Here is a 16384-nt window from a genome sequence, read left to right as displayed (position 1 = left end):
TTTTAACTTTTGGGAGACGTTAATGAAACCTTGTTTGGATTTATTAGATAAAAATATCAATCAGAAACATATGTTAAACCATACTTTCTATATGAAGTGGTCAAAGGGAGAGTTAACCAAAGAGCAGCTAAAAGCCTATGCTAAGGATTACTATCTCCACATTAAAGCTTTCCCTCGTTATCTTTCGGCAATCCACAGCCGTTGTGATAATGTAGAAGCGCGTAAGGTACTTCTTGATAACCTTATGGACGAGGAAATAGGGAACCCCAATCATATAGATCTATGGAAAAATTTTGCTTATGCTTTAGGTGTGACTAAAGAAGAGTTAGAAAATCACGTCCCTAGTGCAGCAGCTCAAAAGAAAGTCGCTATATTTCTACGCTGGTGTTCTGGAGATTCATTATCTGCGGGTATTTCCGCTTTATATACTTATGAAAGCCAAATCCCTGCAGTTGCAGAGACAAAAATTTCTGGATTAAAGCAATATTTTGGTTTTACCAATCCTGAAGATTACGAGTACTTCTCAGTACATCAAGATGTTGATGTAAGACATGCTCGTCAGGAAAAAGAGTTAATAGAAACGCTACTGAATAACGATTGCAATAAGATTTTACAAGCTTCTCGAGAAGTTTGTGATGCTTTGTATGACTTTTTAGATTCTTTCTTAGATGAGAAAGATTCTTGCTCAACCACTTCTATGACTTCGGATTCCCAACATTCTTCATGTCGTTGTAATTGCGGTCATTAATGAGCTTGTTTCTCCTTCTCTTGATTCAATCAGGAGAAGGAGATTAAACAATTTAAGCTACAGGTTGCATAGCAAGCTCTTCTTTCTTCTCTTCAACAATAGTTTTTGGTGAAGCAGTCACTTCAAGAATACGTTTTTCTAATTCTTCGAGTAATTTCTTATTTTTCTTGAGTTCTTCACGAACAGCTTCTCTTCCTTGTCCTAATTTACGATCTTGATAGTTAAACCAAGATCCCTTTTTCTCTACGATATTATGTTCTACAGCCAGATCTAAAATGCATCCTGCGGAAGAAATACCTTCGTTAAAGAGAATATCAAATTCTGCTGTTTTGAATGGAGGGGCGAGTTTATTTTTAGCCACTTTGACTTTTATCCGGTTCCCAAGATCGAAGCTTTCATTACCTTTGATTGCTCCTATACGACGAATATCTATACGTATTGATGAGTAGAATTTTAAAGCGCGTCCGCCTGTTGTTGTTTCGGGATTACCAAAACTTACACCTATTTTCTCTCGGATTTGGTTAATGAATATCGCACAGGTTTGACTACGTGCTAATGTTGCTGTCAGCTTACGTAATGCTTGAGACATCATACGGGCTTGTAAGCCTACATGTACATCACCAATATCGCCTTCGAGTTCACTTTTAGGAACCAAAGCGGCTACAGAGTCTATGACGATAACATCAACAGCTCCTGATCTTGCGAGTAATTCCGCTATGCTTAAGGCATCCTCACCACAATCGGGTTGGGAGATCATAAGATCATGGATATTCGCTCCTATCAGGGAAGCGTAACTGGGATCTAAAGCGTGTTCTGCATCGATATAAGCAGCCACACCCCCCATTTTTTGCGCATTGGCCACGATGTGAGTGGCGAGCGTCGTTTTCCCTGAAGATTCAGGGCCAAAGATCTCAACGATTCTGCCTTTTGGAACACCTCCGATGCCTAATGCTAAATCTAAAGATAAGGCCCCTGTTTTTATAGTAGAGATCTCATGAGATGCGGAGTGTTTCCCTAGACTCATGATAGATCCAGAGCCAAATTGTTTTTCAATATAGGCAATTGCTGCTTCTAGTGCTTTTTTACGATCAGGTACATTCATTTATATAGGTGCTCCTTTTTTCCACACTTTCTATGCAATAGTCCTGCATTTTGGACTTTGAGAGAAGAATGGGTAAGCTTCTTCTCGTAACTCAGCTAAGAGATGTCAGAGTGGTGATTTTTGATGATAGATGTATGCTTGGCTTTTCTTTTGATTTTTATGGATAACCCAATTTTTCACACCAGTCAAGATAGAAAGCAGTTGTAAATGTAACATTTTCTGTATCTGTAGGTTTGTTGCAATTATTAGGTAAAAGATTTTTCGTGGTTCACCTTGACAGTGGATTGTCATCATACACAGAGGGTGTGTTATTGACAATTCACAGATTTTTCAATGAGAAGACAAAGGTATAGGGAATAAAGAAGTAAAAAATGACTCGGAAATATTTATGAAGACCTTTCTGAGAAAAATATTAAGCTAAAAATACTTGAGATAAGGGCATGTCATGAGATTCTCTAGGAAGACTAGCGGTTTTTTGTTCTTTAAATCCTACGCCTATGGAGATAAGGTGGGGGTATTTTGCTAACCAACGATCATAACAACCACCGCCATAACCCAGGCGGTAGTTATCCTCATCAAAAGCTAAGGCAGGAACAAGAACATGGGTGATCTCTTGTGGTGAGATATGGGGTAAATCGAACTCAGCGAGACGCAGGGGGTGCACGATTTTTGTAAGGTCGTTTAGCGAAGGCACCTGGACGGGCGTCAGTTCATGATTGTCTATTTTAGGTAGTGCTAGTGAGAAGTGTTCAATCAGAATCTGATTGGCCAAATTGATGTTCACTTCTGATCGAAAAGGAACAAAGGAAAGAACACAACTGCTTTTGGGGAGAAGACGAACAAAAGAAGCTATGGCCTGAGAGGCTTGTGATAACCGAGGTTCTTGTATAGATTGTCGTAGTGAAGAAAAAAATTCTCGTTGTTTTTTCTTATCAGTAGTTACGGAAGTGTCCATAGCTAATTCACTAACGGTTTGCCATCTTGATAAGGGATTTTTTTAGTTATCGTTCCTGAAGATGTGAAAAATACTGCTGTGCCATAACCTTTATCTATCTTAGAATAGGGGTGCCGATCTCCAGGGCGGAAATATTCGCCTTTTACAAGCAACTCGTTATCATATTCTTCAGTAGCCATGATCTGCCCTTCAGGATAATACAACGTTAACAGGCCTGATTTTTTATTATTTATTAATTCTTTACAGCTTTCTAGAGATCCATTCGGATACCAAGTCTTTACAGGGCCTTGTAAAATGCCGTGATTCCATGTTAAAAGGAGTTTAGATTTTCCAGAATCGGGATAGAAAAATAGCTCTTCACCATGTTTTATGCCTTCAGATAATGTGTAGGTTTGCAGAACTTGATTGCCGAGACTATCAAATACAGTCACGTTTCCATGAGGCTCCCCACGGACGAACACCCGTGTTTCTACGATAGAGTGTTTGCCATAGATCGCTTGTGTTCCGTTGCCGTTGGTGATTTCAGAAAATATTTGATGAGTTTCAGGGTCTAGGTAATAGCCTTTTAACAATAGACCGTTATCGTATTCTTCTTCCGAGAGCACAGTATTAGAGCGTTCTTCATAGCGTATGGATACACTGTGCTTTTCTCCATCTTGATATGTCTGTTTTTTTAGTAGAAATCCTTCAGATGTATACGTGAGGAAATCACCGTGAGCGCGGCCTTTATGATAAGAGCACTCTTTCCACACTTGACCATTAGAATGGTAGTAATAGGAAGTTCCTTGGAGTAAACCCTTGTCATAATTAATAGCAGCTTCCAGTATGCCTTCGTCATTGTGTGCTAGAGTCGTTCCGTGGAATAACCATCCGGATTCTGCTGAAGGATGGAGATCAGCAATTCCTCCTATGACTTCTGCTTGGATTTTGATTTTTCCATTACTATGCCATTCTCGGTAACGTCCACAAGCGCGGTTGTTCACGCACTCAAGATACTGTTTTAATTGTCCGTTGGGGTGGTAGGTCGTCAAACAAGAGACATTTTCTCCTCGTGCGTTTTTATACATACGCATGACTTTTTGATAAGGTTGAGGAGAGAGAAAATCTACCTTAGCATATTTTTTTAGCTTCTCTTTAGAGCAAATGGTCTCCGATAAGCCATTCCTATCGATGATGTTAATTCCTGTTAGTGTAAGTTTCTCATAAGTTCCAGAGGCATACCCTGGAGTCATACAAGCACAATATAGAAGAAATAAACATAAAAATTTTCTTATAACCATCGACTTATAGCCTCAGCGTTTATAGACCACACCTGATTGTTTAATGGTGTAGTGTGTTTTGTCATTTCCCAATGTGTAAAGAAGGCCAAAGGCGCTTTGGGGTTATTGACATCGAATAAATAGAAAAGTTCTTCAACATTATCACTATCAGCTTCTACGGGATTTTCCAGACGTAGGGATATCAGATCATCGGAAATTTGCCCGATAAACCATATCACCTGGTTGTTTGATGAGAGAAATAGTTGTTTCCTGCACCACACTTCTTTACTCTGAGAAATCAAGGAATTTTCTTTGAGGGAGGCTAACCGATCTTGTTCCCTACCTAATAGGCGGATTTGCTTATTTGCTTGGAGGAGTTCTTGGGGATGGATATTTTTGTGCTGTCGTTTGAGGTGCTCATTCTTGTTCTTGATAATGTCGAATTGATCTTTCATCAACTTTAAGGTAAGAATGTGCGAGTTGAGAGCTTCCCAGCGCTTTGTTGTCCGGGCATGTTTATAAACAATCCCTATAATAGGAAGGCAGCTAACTAAACTCAAAGCAATAAGCGCACAAATTAAAGACCATTTTTTCATAGGACTTCCTGGGAAACTATAGTGAATTGTAACTCAAAAGTGTGTCCGCTGGATGGTGTCTGCATGATGTTAGAGAGTTTAGGGTGCATAGATATTTTGCGGAGGAATTCAGACACGTCTTCAGGATTTCCTTCTCCCTTGACAGAGATATTTGCTTTGTAGGGTAGGGTAGGATTTTGCTGCGAAGGAAACGATACCAAGGAATAACAGAAGTACGAGAGTTTCACCGAGGGGGTATTCTGCGACATCGCAGACAGAAATAGCATAGTTTCTTTGCTTGTTGGAATTGTTGGGAGGTAGGGGTACTCAGAGCAAGAATGCGAAGATACAGCAGTACGCAGAGCTTCTTCTATACCGTGAAGAGATTTAGGAATGTTGGGGATTTCCGGACAGACTAAAGCAAAGTGTTCCCGCACGCGGTGAGAGAGAGAGGCGAGTTTTAAAGTAGAACCTATACCTACGATTACCGAGGATAGTAGCGCCAGTTTCCCTATAACCAGAGCTGAGCGTTTAAACCAATGCTTGTGAGATTCTGAACAGTTAAACACGGGATTGTAGGGTAAGACAAGAGTGTTTCTCGAGGCACCGTGATATGCCGTGGTAATGGCGTCACCGTAATTTGCCCATGCTTCTTCCTCTAAACCAAAAGTTGGCGTTTGGTAGGAAATCAAAGGGAGAGAGAGTTTGTGTTCTAAAGATTGTTTTAGTGCTTCAGGAACATGTACGGTGTGGATAGCAGAGAGTTCTATAGAGGGATAAGTTTCTTTTACGTAATCTAGCGTGGTTAAAATATTCTCGCAGTTGTTCTGAGCATTGCTAAACGACCTAGAGACTAAAACGGCGCCATTTTGGACAAAAAGGCATGAGGTTTCACAAGAACCCACATACACTAAAAAATACGCGGGAAGCGCTTTTAAGGGAGTCTGCTGCACAAGAGAGAATATGTCTGCAGGTTGGCAAGATATTCTATCAGGAAAAATACGCGCTGTATGCAGAAGGGCGACCTCGCGTTCTGCTGTAGCTTTTTGAGTTATCCACAGAGTGACGGGAGTTTCTCCGGATTCATTTCTTGTTCCTAATCTAGGAGCAACTATTAAAGAATTCCAAGGGAAAGGCGCGTTAGTTTCTAAATCTGTTAAAGCTAGTTTTAAAATATTATTTTTATTTTTTAATGAGGAGAGCGAACTTCTAATTAAACTATCGGTTCCTCTTAACGAAAACGTGATAGACGATGTTAAATATTTTTTTGGCAGCAACCATTCTTGGTCTTGAGAAATATGTTCGCAATGGGAAACTATCCATCCTTTACATGTTTTCTGCAAAATTGCTATTTTAATAGTGTTATTTGTATCTAGGGTCACCCCTATGTGGTATATGGGCAGTTTAAAATCCATAGTACGGTGTTCTTAAAAAATAAAGGTAACCATTTTAAAGAATAAATGGCTGTTTTTCAAGGAAAACACATATTAATTGTTTATAAAGGGGAAAGGAATGTTATCTTATTTTTTGAAAGCAGCTATTAATGTTTATAGTTTTTTAATTTTGGTGTATATTCTTGCCTCTTGGGTTCCTGAATGCCACAATGCAAAATGGTATCAATACGTATATAAATTTGTAGAGCCTTATCTAGCTTTATTCAGAAGATTTATCCCACGGATTGGCTTTATCGATATTAGCCCTTTAATTGCTCTGCTTTGTTTAGAGGCTGTTCCTTTTATTGTGTTGCGAACCCTAAGGTTTGTTGTTCTTAATATTTTTCAGTCTCCATGGCTCCTTCAATACATATAGGAAATATTTTATTAAAATCTCCTGTGGTTTACGCGCCTCTTGCAGGCTTTTCTGATTATCCTTACCGAAAAATGTCATCGTTTTACGGTCCCCCCGCGCTCATGTTTTGTGAGATGGTTAAGGTAGAGGGTGTGCACTACTCTCCTGCGCGAACTCTCAAGCTTTTAGAGTATTCTGAATCTATGCGTCCCATAGGGGGGCAGCTTTGTGGTAGTAAGCCCGAAATGGTTGGAGAGGCTGCTAAGGTTTTGGAAGGCCTAGGCTTTGATCTCATCGACTTAAATTGTGGTTGTCCTACAGACAGGATCACAAAAGATGGCAGCGGGTCAGGATTGTTAAAATCCCCAGAACTGATTGGGAAAGTTTTGGAGAAGATTGTAGAAGCGGTCTCTGTTCCTGTGACTGTAAAAATCCGTTCTGGATGGGACGGTAGCAATATTAATGTTGAAGAAACAGTACGGATTATAAGAGATGCTGGCGCAAGTGCTGTTTTTGTGCACGGAAGAACGCGAGCCCAAGGTTATGTGGATCCTAGCAATCTTGAATACATCGCGAGAGCGAAAGCTGCGGCCGGCAAGGATTTTCCTGTATTTGGGAATGGGGATGTTTTTTCTCCAGAAGCAGCTAAGCTCATGTTGGACTCCACGCAATGCGATGGTGTACTTGTGGCCCGCGGGACGATGGGAGCTCCTTGGATAGTAAGACAAATAGAAAGTTATCTTACGAGCGGGACTTATCAAAAAGTGCTTTTTTCTCAGAGAAAACAGGCGTTTATTCAGCATCTGCAGTGGGTGGAAGAATACTATCAAAGTGAAGCAAAGTTTCTTTCTGAAACGCGGAAACTTTGCGGCCACTATTTAATATCGGCTTCTAAAGTGCGGTTTCTTCGCTCGGCTTTATCTAAAGCTACCTCAGTGCAAGAAGTCTATCAGCTGATTGAGGATTATGAAGAAGCTGATGATGAGCCTGGGGAGACATCCGATTTGAATAAATGCTGATTTAATAGTTTGGGCAATTGGAACATATCCACAGGTTCTGGGCCAATAATCGCTGCAAACTTATCGTCAGGCAGCAACATCTTTTTATTCTCAGGGGATTGTAGATTATGGTCCTTGATGTATTGCCAGACTTTCTTCGTGGCTTCTCCACGTCCTAAAGGTTCTGGGCCAATCATCAGCGCTAATTGAGGCGAGGGTGTAAGTAATGCCCCGGCTTTAGGGGTTTTTGGCGTCTTTCCTTCGCTTTTCTTTTTTTTAGTCGTTGTTTTCGTCGTTTTGCTGCTGGATTTTGTAGTAGCTTTTTTCTTCCCTGTTGTTTTCTTTTCGTACGGCGTTTTTGGAGTTCCTGTGTACTTTGTAATAACAGCATCTATGGTATTGCCTATCACACTGCAGTCAGGATATTCTGAGCAAGAATAGAATGTTTTATTATAACGCGAACGTTTCTTTAAAATTTTCCCTGAGCAGCCCACAGCAGGACAGGGAAGGGTTTCTTCTTTTTCTACTTCCTCGCCTTTCTTATGAATGGAAATCGTTCCACGACATTGAGGATAGTTTAAGCATCCTAAAAATGTGCCAAAACGTCCGTGGCGGACTTTCATATCTCCACCGCAAACAGGGCAAGGGCTATTCCAAGGTGTATCAACAGCATAATCGTCTTTATTGAAAGCAAGTTCTTCTTCAGAAGTTTTAAAGTCGCACTCAGGGTATTCGGAACACCCGTAAAAATAACGATTTTTTGCCCAGATTTTCACAAGTTTTCCTTTATGACATGCAGAACATGTGATATCGGTGAGCACGCGAGGGATCACAGCTTCTTTTTCTGCAGCAGTAACTACAGGAAGAAATTGGTCCCAAAATTCCTTAAGAAGTAATTTCCAAGACTTTTTATTATCAGCAATAAGTTCTAGCTCATCTTCCATAAGAGCTGTAAAACCTATGTCCATAATCCGAGGAAAGTTTGTCTCAAGAAATTGCGAGATAATTTTTCCGAGTTCTGTAGGGCGTAAGCGCTGATTTTCCTTAATAGTATACTCACGACTTTGAATTTTATTCATAATCGTTGCGTACGTTGAGGGACGACCAATGCCTGATTTTTCTAACTCTTTTACTAAAGACGCTTCTGTAAACCTTGGCAAAGGTTTTGTAAAAGCTTGCTCTGCTGAAACCTTTTCCTTATCTAAAACGTCCTGAGCGTGTAGTTGAGGAAGCGAGAGATTTTCTTCTTCGGTTGTATCATCATCGAGTTTTTCTTCGTATACTGCGAGAAAACCTTTAAATTTCAATAACGATCCAGAAGCACGCAAATCTATTTTCACATTCGTTGAAATCGTCATCGCTAACGTATCGTAAATCGCAGGATTCATCTGGGAAGCAACAAAACGTTTCCAAATCAGAGAATACAGCTTGAGTTGATCATCGGAGAGTTTCCCTTCAAGCTTATCGGGAGATAAATGGATATCTGTAGGGCGAATAGCTTCGTGAGCATCTTGAGTCATCTTTTTCGTGGTGTAGACATTAGGAGACTTCGGAAGGTATTCTTGTCCAAATGTGTTGTGTATATAATCTCTAACGTTACTTAATGCCTCGGGATCAATACGTACAGAATCTGTACGCATATAAGTAATTAATCCTGTGGCATCTTCGTTATCTAACTCAACACCTTCATATAAGGTTTGAGCCACTGACATAGTTTTAGAAGAAGAAAATCTGAAATGACGACTTGCTTCTTGTTGCAAGGTGGATGTAATAAATGGCGGCGCTGCATTACGTCGTTTTTCTTTCACTTCTACGCGAGTCACTCTGTAGGCAGCATCTTCTAACAGCGCAACATAATGTTGTGCTTGAGCTTCGGATTGAATTAATAAAATTTCATCTTCGGTTTTCCCCTTAGGGAGTTCTTTTTCCCACTTTTTCCCTTCGGCAGAATATAGGTGGGCCCAGAATGTCGTAGATGTTTTAGGATCTTGGAGGAAAACACGAATATTCCAATATTCAGTAGGTACAAAGGCTTCGATAGCTTTTTCACGATCAACCACCAGCTTGAGAGCTACGGATTGCACGCGTCCTGCCGATATGCCCGATCTTTGTTGTAGCTTACGACTTAAAATAGGAGAAATTTTGTAACCAACAATACGATCTAACAGGCGACGGGCTTGTTGCGCATTGACTAAAGCCATATCGATTTCTCGAGGATGCTTTAATGCCTCATTCACAGCACCTTTGGTAATCGCATTGAAGGATATCCTTTGGATACGCGTATGTTTAGGCAGCTGATTGGCAATATGCCAGGCAATCGCTTCTCCTTCGCGATCGGGGTCAGGAGAGAGATAAACAATATCACAACTGGAGGCTAATTTACGAATTTGACTGATAACTTCTTGTTTATCAGGAAGAATTTGATAGTCAGGTTCGAAATCCTGTTCGATATCGATACCAAATTCCTTTGCGGGAAGGTCAACAACATGTCCTAGTGATGAAGCAAAAATAAAACCTTTCCCTAAGAGTTTTTGTAAGGTTTTAATTTTAGCGGGAGATTCCACTACGATTAAGGATTTTTTCATTTATATTAATGGCGAACTCCGCATTTTACTTGGAGTAAAACCGCCTCTCCTTTTTTATTGTTTTTATTCCCTATCTAAAAAAAATCCTCATGCAAGCAACGATTATTTAATGCAAGCTTTCACTACGGATACGTATTTCAGCTCACTTTAAATAACGGACAAACTAGAAACTTTGACAATAACCTGCTTATATGAAGAGGAAATCTTCAAAATAAAGAAGGGTTATAAATAGGTAATTTTATTTTTTCTCTTAGAAGAAAAAATCACTGACTATAGAGACTTTCATGTCTTTATAATTTCTATAATTTGTAAAGCTTGACCTTCATATAAACATATAAAAACCGCACAACTCAAATTCTTCAATAGAGATTAAACCAGAGGGCCTGGCATGTCCTAATCGTTATTCAGTATGAAGTAGATTCTTTTCAAGGGAATAATGTAGTACTTAAGAAATATAGCTCTAAACGAAAAGTTTAATAAGAATCCTTCGTGTTTTTGAAAGTTGAAATGATAAGAAGCAAATCTTACATCTAACGAGAAGATATACTCAAAAAATGTTTATTGTTGATTTGTTAAAGTTTTTGATTTTAACAATAGATAAGAAGAAATTCTGCTAGCATGAGCATCTTAGAAATATGGAACTAAAACGTGGAAAAGTTTGAGTTTTTAATTCCTCCAAGAACTTTGGAAAATGACCTCCTCGATTTGAACAAACAAGGAATACTCGCTGGGCCCGAAGAATTAAAACCACCTTTTTTACATCGTGCTCAAGACATTCTTGATCACGCTCCTGATTATCCCACAGCATTCCCTCCGAGATTACAAGAGATTTTTGATATTCATCCTACACATTTAGAAGTCATATATTCTAATGAAGGGATGGATGTTTGGGAGGCGGGGTGCACATGGATAACCAACAACCATGTCACCATACAGCTACGCAAACATCTACGTAAAGCTGCGCGTTGGTTATATATGTATTCCAAAGAAGAAATTCTTTCTCATGAAGCCGTACACGCTGCACGTATGAAGTTTTATGAACCTATGTTTGAAGAGGTTTTAGCTTATCAAACCTCACCCAAAATTTGGCGACGCTTTTTAGGACCGTTATTTCGTTCCCCGGGAGAGAGCTACTGCCTATTTTTCTTTGTTCTTTCTGGCTTAGGGTTAGCTTTATGGTCTCCTTTAGCAGGTCTTGCCTGTATTCTTGCTACGCCTGTGTATTTCGGGACTAGATTATTGATCGTACAGAGCTATTTTCGTCGTGCTATGAAGAAAATCCGTAAAATGCTCGGGATTCCTCCTTTATGGGTAATGCTAAGACTTACAGATGCTGAGATTCGGATGTTTGCAACACAACCGATTCCCGTTCTTGAAAAATATGCCAGAGAACAGAAATTAGAAAGTGTGCGCTGGCAGCAAATCTATGTAGCGTACTTTACCTAATGACTAAAATGTAAAACCGCTTTACATTTGCGAATGGACTTTTCTTTTATGAGCGGGGAGAATTTTTAATTGTGTTCGGTATTTCGCTACCGTGCGACGGGCACATTGGATGCCCTGCTGTGAGATACGTTCGCTAATATCCGCATCAGACAACGGGATAGTTTCAGAAGCTACCCATTGATGAATCCATTGTAATATAGTTTCTTTGGATTGGGCATCACTAGGACTGACAGCTCGAGGGAAGAGGTGTTTCAGAGGTATGATGCCTATAGGGCCTGCCAGTGTCTTATTTTCTATAGCACGAAATATCGTAGATTCATGATAGGGCAATTCTTCCGATAAAATTTTTACCGACAATGGTTTCGGGCAGGACGTTTTGCCCAGGAGAAAGTTTTCCTGATGCGGAAGGATTTTCTCAACAATAGAAAATAATGTTTGTTCTCGTTTTCTTAAGTTTTTAATCAGCCATTTAGCAGAAAGAATTTGCTGTGTGAGGGACTTTTTTTCCTCTCTAGGCAGCTGTTCATAAATATGAAATACCTCGCGATTAAGTTTTATGGGAGGTAGTCCTTGGGAACTGATTTGAATCTCCCAAACCCGATCTTGTTTAGCGACATAGACGTCAGGAAGCGCGGGTTGTATATTGGAAGAGGAAGCGTATCCCTGGGCAGGGCACCACGGGATTGTGGTTAATGCATTTTTAAGAGCATATCTTAAGTTTGAAGGGGAGCAGTGACATTTCTTTGCGATACGAAGGAAGTCACAGTTAATCAAAAGAGAGTAGTGCTCTTTGATAATCTTGTAAGCAAGATCATGTGGAGAGCCTTCTAAATGTAGAAGCCAATAATCTTGTAGAGATGGAGAAGCAATGCCCAGAGGATGGAAATGTTGAATCGTTTTCCATACTTTATCAATGGTCTCTAAAGAAACTTCAAGTTGTAGCGAGAGTTCTTCGGGAGAAGAAAGAAACAACCCTTGATCTGAGAGATTCCCTATAATGTGCTGAGCAATAAGCAGATCTTCAGAACGATCAAAAGTTTGTTGAACCTGTGTGAGAAGATGGGAAAATAAAGATTCAGGACGAGAATAGGAAGCATCCAAGGAAGAGAATGAAGAACAGGTTGACCATTCTTCCTCCTCTAGAGAAGAGATATCAAAAAATGGATTATGAATGATTTGTTGGAGTATATAGGAGGAGAGCTCGGTAATCGGAGATTGTAATATTTGCAATCCCTGCTGCATACGCAGCGAGGGAAGGTAGTGAAGAGAAAGCTTTTGATGGTGTTGAAGCATACCTAATGTACTTGAATCAAGTAATCTCTAGGGATTTCCTTAAGAAAACGACTCGGTTTCATGACACGCACTGTGCCCCAAAGAAAACGAGTTTGCGCTGCTGTTAAGTAAAGGAGATCTTGGGCTCTAGTGATTCCTACGTAACATAGACGTCGTTCTTCTTCAAGATTTTCATAACTACTTTTAGAGTTTGCATGGGGGAAAAGGTTCTCTTCTAAGCCAACAACAAAAGCTATGCGGAATTCTAAACCCTTACCATTGTGAATTGTCATGAGATTTACACGATCTGCGATCAGTTCGGTGTCATCTGTAGAACTTTTTAAAGCAAGATCGTCTAGGAAGTTTTCTAAGGTTCCATCTGTATTTTGCTGTTCCCACTCGAAAGTTTTTGACGCGAGTTCGTCAAGATTGCTTTTCCGATCTTCGAAAGTATCAGGATCTTCCTTTAATACTTGAAAATATCCCGTGATGCGTATTGTAGCGACAACAAACTCATTCAGAGGAAGGGTTGCATAAGCATGTTCGAGTTGTTGAAAAATACTGAGATACTCTCTCAAGCCTTCTTGTTGTTTCTTAGAGAGTTTCACCTCTTGAGTTTGTAAAACGTTGTTACATGCTTCTAAAATCGGCAAGTTATTTGTGAGAGCATACTCAATTAAAGAGGAAATCGTAGAAGGACCTAGCCCTCTCTTAGGAAGATTGACTGTTCTATCAAAAGCAACCACGTCGGATTTCGCAGTGAACATTCTTAAAAAAGCCAAGATATCTTGAATTTCCTTACGTTTATAAAATGAAAGACCACCAAGAATTTCATAGGGAATGCGTCTACGTAATAAAGCATCTTCGAAAGTTCTAGATTGGAAGTTTGTCCTATAAAAAATGCAGATATCGCTAAGGGGAATCTGGGACCTTCTATGTAGACGGCTGATTTCATCAGCTACAAATTCGGCTTCTTCTTTATCTGTTTTGCCCAAGAATACACGGATTTTTTCTCCCGGGCCTTTTACGCTGCGGAGGTCTTTCTTCAATCGTGAAGCGTTGTTTTGAATTAGAGCATTGGCAGCATTCAGAATATTTCCGTAACTGCGGTAGTTATCTTCTAAGCGAAGAACAAGAGCTCGAGGATAATCTTTTTCAAAGTTTAAAATATTATGAATATTGGCCCCACGCCAAGAGTAAATAGATTGGTCGGGATCTCCCACAGCAAATATATTTTGATGTTTCCCCGCGATCGTCTGAGCCATTTTGTATTGTGCGTGGTTGGTATCCTGATACTCGTCAATTAAAAGAGCTTTCCATAATTCGCTGTATTCTTTTCTAACCTCAGGAAATTCTTGAAATAGTCTGACGGTAAGAAATAACAAATCATCAAAATCTAAAGCGTTGGCTTCGTGTAAACGTTGTTGGTATTCTTTATAAATAGACACCACGGGATCGATATATTCTTCGGGATCCAAGTCCTCAGGGGAAAGCAAACGGTTTTTTGCTTGTGATATATGATATTGTATGGAACTGCTTAGAGTTTTCTTTAAATTAAATTTTTGTAAGCATTGTTTGAGCAGTTTGTCCGTGTCACTTTGATCATAGATAATAAAGTTATTTTCTCTATTTAATGCTTGTATAGACCTGCGTAAAATAAACACCCCTAAGCTGTGGAATGTGCATACCATAGGAATGTCGGAACCATGCGCTTGAGGGCATAAATGTAAAATACGTTCTTTAAGTTCTTTCGCTGCTTTATTGGTAAAAGTTACTGCCAGGATTTCTTTAGGGGCGATACCTTCGTTAATGAGATGAAGGATGCGGCAAGTGACTACACGAGTTTTTCCTGCTCCGGCTCCAGCGAGAACTAAAATCGGACTGAGTGGTGAAGTTACTGCGGCGATTTGTGCTTCGTTTAATTCTGAAGTAAGCATAGTGGTATCCTAATTCAATAGCTTCTGACTGAAAAAAAATCAGGATCCCTGAAGCTAAAATAATCTAAGAAGGTTAATATACTTTTATTTTCAAATAATAAAAGTGGGTGGTTTATGCAGAATGCTTTTACTATAGACCAGCTTCCTTTGTCTTGGCAAGAGCAGCTTGAAAATGAATGGTCTCAACCCTACATGTATAAGCTTAGGGAATTTTTACAGTCAGAGTATTCGCAGAAAACCATCTACCCTGCAAAAGACAATATCTTTACTGCATTAAAAAGCACACCTTTTGATTCTGTGCGTGTTGTTATTCTTGGTCAAGATCCTTATCCTGGAGAAGGACAAGCACACGGATTAAGTTTTAGTGTTCCTCAAGGTGTGCGCTTGCCCCCGTCTCTTGTGAACATCTTTAGTGAATTACACGCAGACGTGGGAGTAAAAAATACTACGGGATGTTTACAGTCCTGGGCCGATCAAGGGATCTTATTGTTAAATACTGTATTGACTGTGCGCGCTGGCTCTCCTTTTTCCCATGCGGGTCAGGGATGGGAGCAGTTTACTGACGCCATCATTACCAAGCTCATAGAAAATCGCTCTCATGTCATTTTTGTTTTATGGGGAAATGCTGCAAGGAAAACATGCGATTTGCTTTTTCGTTCCACACATAAACATGCGATTTTAGCCGCTGCGCATCCCTCCCCTTTAGCGGCACATCGTGGCTTTTTCGGTTGTTCGCACTTTTCAAAAATTAACTACCTGCTTAAAAAGCTGAATAAGCCCATGATCAATTGGAAGCTCCCATGAATGAAGGTATTCAAACGGTTTCTTTTAACAAGACCCACCGACTTACAGCGAAATCTACGGTGAGTTTAGAAATGCCTGTAGCTACACAGAAACTTCAAGGAAAAGAAGGCATGCCAGCAACGGCAAGTTTAGAAGCAGATTTTTTAAGAGCAGAAGCTATACTTGCAGAGATGCGAGAAATTCGCGGCTGCTTAGAACATTCATTGGAAACGTTAATTCCTAGAGACTAGCTGTTTCTCTAACAGGTCTTGTAAATAAGGGGCGAGCTTTTGTAAAGCCTTAGCTCTATGAGAGACTTGATTTTTTATATCTTCGGAAAGTTCAGCGAAAGTCTGTTTGTAGTCATATTTTAAAAATAAAGAGTCGTAACCAAAACCAGAAGAACCTTTTTCTTGATGGCTAATATAGCCTTCACAAATCCCACGAGTCTTAAAAAATTTCCCTTCAGGTGAAGCAAGTACAATACAACATTCAAAGTAAGCAGAACGGTCTACAATGCTTTCTAAAGATTGCATTTCTTGTAGGAGTTTTTTTCTGTGGTCTTTATCACAAGCATCTTCTCCGGCAAAAGTAGCGGATAGCTTTCCAGGAAGTCCATTTAATGCAGGGACCATGAGCATCGTGTCATCAGCAATTACCCAAGAGTTCAGTTCTCGTGCTGCGTGGAGACCTTTTGCTAAAGCGTTTTCTTCGGGAAGAGAACCTACTTCTTTAGGAGCGTAGTAGTTAGGGAAATCTGTTAATGAGAAAATGTCAAAGCTTCCTAATTGTTTTAAAAAAGTCTTGGTTTCTCGTATTTTATAACCGTGGGAGCTAGCAATTACTATCTTCATGGGTTTCTCCTTAGCAAAAGGGAAAGAGCAAATAACTAACAGTTTCTGTTTCGTGTGGTATTACATGAGTAATTTTGTCGAG

15 protein-coding genes are annotated in these 16384 nt (G+C 39.9%); 6 read left to right on the top strand and 9 right to left on the bottom strand.

From position 1 onward, the window contains the following. Nucleotides 1-22 precede the first annotated feature (22 nt). Nucleotides 23-748 (top strand): CADD family putative folate metabolism protein, encoded by a 726-nt coding sequence (locus CHAB577_RS05065; protein ID WP_011097454.1) that lies wholly within the window; start codon nucleotides 23-25, stop codon nucleotides 746-748. Between the two features lie 52 nt (nucleotides 749-800). Here the strand turns inward: CHAB577_RS05065 and recA are convergent, their stop codons facing one another. From recA to CHAB577_RS05040, 5 genes are all read right to left on the bottom strand, one after another. Further along, nucleotides 801-1850 carry a recombinase RecA gene (gene recA / locus CHAB577_RS05060; protein ID WP_011097453.1) on the bottom strand — a complete coding sequence of 350 codons (1050 nt, stop codon included), beginning with the start codon at nucleotides 1848-1850 and terminating at the stop codon, nucleotides 801-803. A gap of 412 nt (nucleotides 1851-2262) precedes the next feature. Next, the gene (locus CHAB577_RS05055; protein WP_011097452.1) at nucleotides 2263-2805 is read right to left on the bottom strand and encodes a 5-formyltetrahydrofolate cyclo-ligase; all 543 of its coding nucleotides are present in this window, start codon (nucleotides 2803-2805) and stop codon (nucleotides 2263-2265) included. A 2-nt stretch (nucleotides 2806-2807) separates the two neighbouring features. Beyond that, nucleotides 2808-4085 carry a toxin-antitoxin system YwqK family antitoxin gene (locus CHAB577_RS05050; protein WP_011097451.1) on the bottom strand — a complete coding sequence of 426 codons (1278 nt, stop codon included), beginning with the start codon at nucleotides 4083-4085 and terminating at the stop codon, nucleotides 2808-2810. Further along, a complete protein-coding gene (locus tag CHAB577_RS05045; protein WP_006344561.1) occupies nucleotides 4076-4660 on the bottom strand; it encodes a hypothetical protein in 585 nt (194 codons plus the stop codon). The genes CHAB577_RS05050 and CHAB577_RS05045 overlap by 10 nt, the downstream gene beginning before the upstream one ends. Continuing rightward, nucleotides 4657-6054, bottom strand: a complete 1398-nt coding sequence (locus CHAB577_RS05040; RefSeq protein WP_011097450.1) for a hypothetical protein — start codon at nucleotides 6052-6054, stop codon at nucleotides 4657-4659. The genes CHAB577_RS05045 and CHAB577_RS05040 overlap by 4 nt, the downstream gene beginning before the upstream one ends. A gap of 97 nt (nucleotides 6055-6151) precedes the next feature. Here CHAB577_RS05040 and CHAB577_RS05035 point away from each other — a divergent pair, with 97 nt between their 5' ends. Next, on the top strand, nucleotides 6152-6448 hold the full coding sequence (locus tag CHAB577_RS05035) for a YggT family protein (RefSeq protein ID WP_006344559.1): 297 nt from the start codon (nucleotides 6152-6154) through the stop codon (nucleotides 6446-6448). After that, entirely contained in the window at nucleotides 6427-7446 is a 1020-nt protein-coding gene (gene dusB, locus CHAB577_RS05030) for a tRNA dihydrouridine synthase DusB (protein WP_011097449.1), read from the top strand. Before CHAB577_RS05035 ends, dusB begins: the two co-directional genes overlap by 22 nt. Here the strand turns inward: dusB and topA are convergent. Next, on the bottom strand, nucleotides 7392-10010 hold the full coding sequence (gene topA, locus CHAB577_RS05025; protein WP_011097448.1) for a type I DNA topoisomerase: 2619 nt from the start codon (nucleotides 10008-10010) through the stop codon (nucleotides 7392-7394). The two genes, dusB and topA, sit on opposite strands and share 55 nt — an antisense overlap. Before the next feature lie 648 nt (nucleotides 10011-10658). Here topA and CHAB577_RS05020 point away from each other — a divergent pair. After that, on the top strand, nucleotides 10659-11456 hold the full coding sequence (locus CHAB577_RS05020) for a hypothetical protein (protein WP_006344556.1): 798 nt from the start codon (nucleotides 10659-10661) through the stop codon (nucleotides 11454-11456). A 21-nt stretch (nucleotides 11457-11477) separates the two neighbouring features. Here CHAB577_RS05020 and rpoN read toward each other — a convergent pair whose 3' ends face one another. Both rpoN and CHAB577_RS05010 read right to left on the bottom strand, forming a co-directional pair. Continuing rightward, nucleotides 11478-12749, bottom strand: coding sequence for an RNA polymerase factor sigma-54 (rpoN, locus tag CHAB577_RS05015; protein WP_011097447.1), 1272 nt, complete (start codon nucleotides 12747-12749; stop codon nucleotides 11478-11480). 2 nt (nucleotides 12750-12751) lie between these two features. Then, a complete protein-coding gene (locus tag CHAB577_RS05010) occupies nucleotides 12752-14665 on the bottom strand; it encodes an ATP-dependent helicase (RefSeq protein WP_011097446.1) in 1914 nt (637 codons plus the stop codon). 114 nt (nucleotides 14666-14779) lie between these two features. Between CHAB577_RS05010 and ung the strand changes: the two genes are divergently transcribed. Together ung and CHAB577_RS05000 are read left to right on the top strand one after the other, a co-directional pair. After that, nucleotides 14780-15469 carry a uracil-DNA glycosylase gene (gene ung / locus CHAB577_RS05005; protein WP_006344553.1) on the top strand — a complete coding sequence of 230 codons (690 nt, stop codon included), beginning with the start codon at nucleotides 14780-14782 and terminating at the stop codon, nucleotides 15467-15469. After that, nucleotides 15466-15699 (top strand): hypothetical protein, encoded by a 234-nt coding sequence (locus CHAB577_RS05000; protein WP_006344552.1) that lies wholly within the window; start codon nucleotides 15466-15468, stop codon nucleotides 15697-15699. The genes ung and CHAB577_RS05000 overlap by 4 nt, the downstream gene beginning before the upstream one ends. Here the strand turns inward: CHAB577_RS05000 and rdgB are convergent. Further along, nucleotides 15682-16302 (bottom strand): RdgB/HAM1 family non-canonical purine NTP pyrophosphatase, encoded by a 621-nt coding sequence (rdgB, locus tag CHAB577_RS04995; RefSeq protein WP_011097445.1) that lies wholly within the window; start codon nucleotides 16300-16302, stop codon nucleotides 15682-15684. The two genes, CHAB577_RS05000 and rdgB, sit on opposite strands and share 18 nt — an antisense overlap. Between the last annotated feature and the right edge of the window lie 82 nt (nucleotides 16303-16384).

Origin of the sequence: Chlamydia abortus (assembly GCF_002895085.1) — a bacterium.
Taxonomy (GTDB): Bacteria; Chlamydiota; Chlamydiia; order Chlamydiales; family Chlamydiaceae; genus Chlamydia; species Chlamydia abortus.
Note: the sequence above shows the minus strand (reverse complement) of the source record. Positions and strands in the feature narration are given on the sequence as shown.

What these genes read in the sequence shown, in the direction of transcription:
- CHAB577_RS05065 (WP_011097454.1), top strand. Translation starts at nt 23, where the DNA reads ATGAAACCTTGTTTGGATTTATTAGATAAAAATATCAATCAGAAACAT.
- recA (WP_011097453.1), bottom strand. Translation starts at nt 1,850, where the DNA reads ATGAATGTACCTGATCGTAAAAAAGCACTAGAAGCAGCAATTGCCTAT.
- CHAB577_RS05055 (WP_011097452.1), bottom strand. Translation starts at nt 2,805, where the DNA reads ATGGACACTTCCGTAACTACTGATAAGAAAAAACAACGAGAATTTTTT.
- CHAB577_RS05050 (WP_011097451.1), bottom strand. Translation starts at nt 4,085, where the DNA reads ATGGTTATAAGAAAATTTTTATGTTTATTTCTTCTATATTGTGCTTGT.
- CHAB577_RS05045 (WP_006344561.1), bottom strand. Translation starts at nt 4,660, where the DNA reads ATGAAAAAATGGTCTTTAATTTGTGCGCTTATTGCTTTGAGTTTAGTT.
- CHAB577_RS05040 (WP_011097450.1), bottom strand. Translation starts at nt 6,054, where the DNA reads ATGGATTTTAAACTGCCCATATACCACATAGGGGTGACCCTAGATACA.
- CHAB577_RS05035 (WP_006344559.1), top strand. Translation starts at nt 6,152, where the DNA reads ATGTTATCTTATTTTTTGAAAGCAGCTATTAATGTTTATAGTTTTTTA.
- dusB (WP_011097449.1), top strand. Translation starts at nt 6,427, where the DNA reads ATGGCTCCTTCAATACATATAGGAAATATTTTATTAAAATCTCCTGTG.
- topA (WP_011097448.1), bottom strand. Translation starts at nt 10,010, where the DNA reads ATGAAAAAATCCTTAATCGTAGTGGAATCTCCCGCTAAAATTAAAACC.
- rpoN (WP_011097447.1), bottom strand. Translation starts at nt 12,749, where the DNA reads ATGCTTCAACACCATCAAAAGCTTTCTCTTCACTACCTTCCCTCGCTG.
- CHAB577_RS05010 (WP_011097446.1), bottom strand. Translation starts at nt 14,665, where the DNA reads ATGCTTACTTCAGAATTAAACGAAGCACAAATCGCCGCAGTAACTTCA.
- ung (WP_006344553.1), top strand. Translation starts at nt 14,780, where the DNA reads ATGCAGAATGCTTTTACTATAGACCAGCTTCCTTTGTCTTGGCAAGAG.
- CHAB577_RS05000 (WP_006344552.1), top strand. Translation starts at nt 15,466, where the DNA reads ATGAATGAAGGTATTCAAACGGTTTCTTTTAACAAGACCCACCGACTT.
- rdgB (WP_011097445.1), bottom strand. Translation starts at nt 16,302, where the DNA reads ATGAAGATAGTAATTGCTAGCTCCCACGGTTATAAAATACGAGAAACC.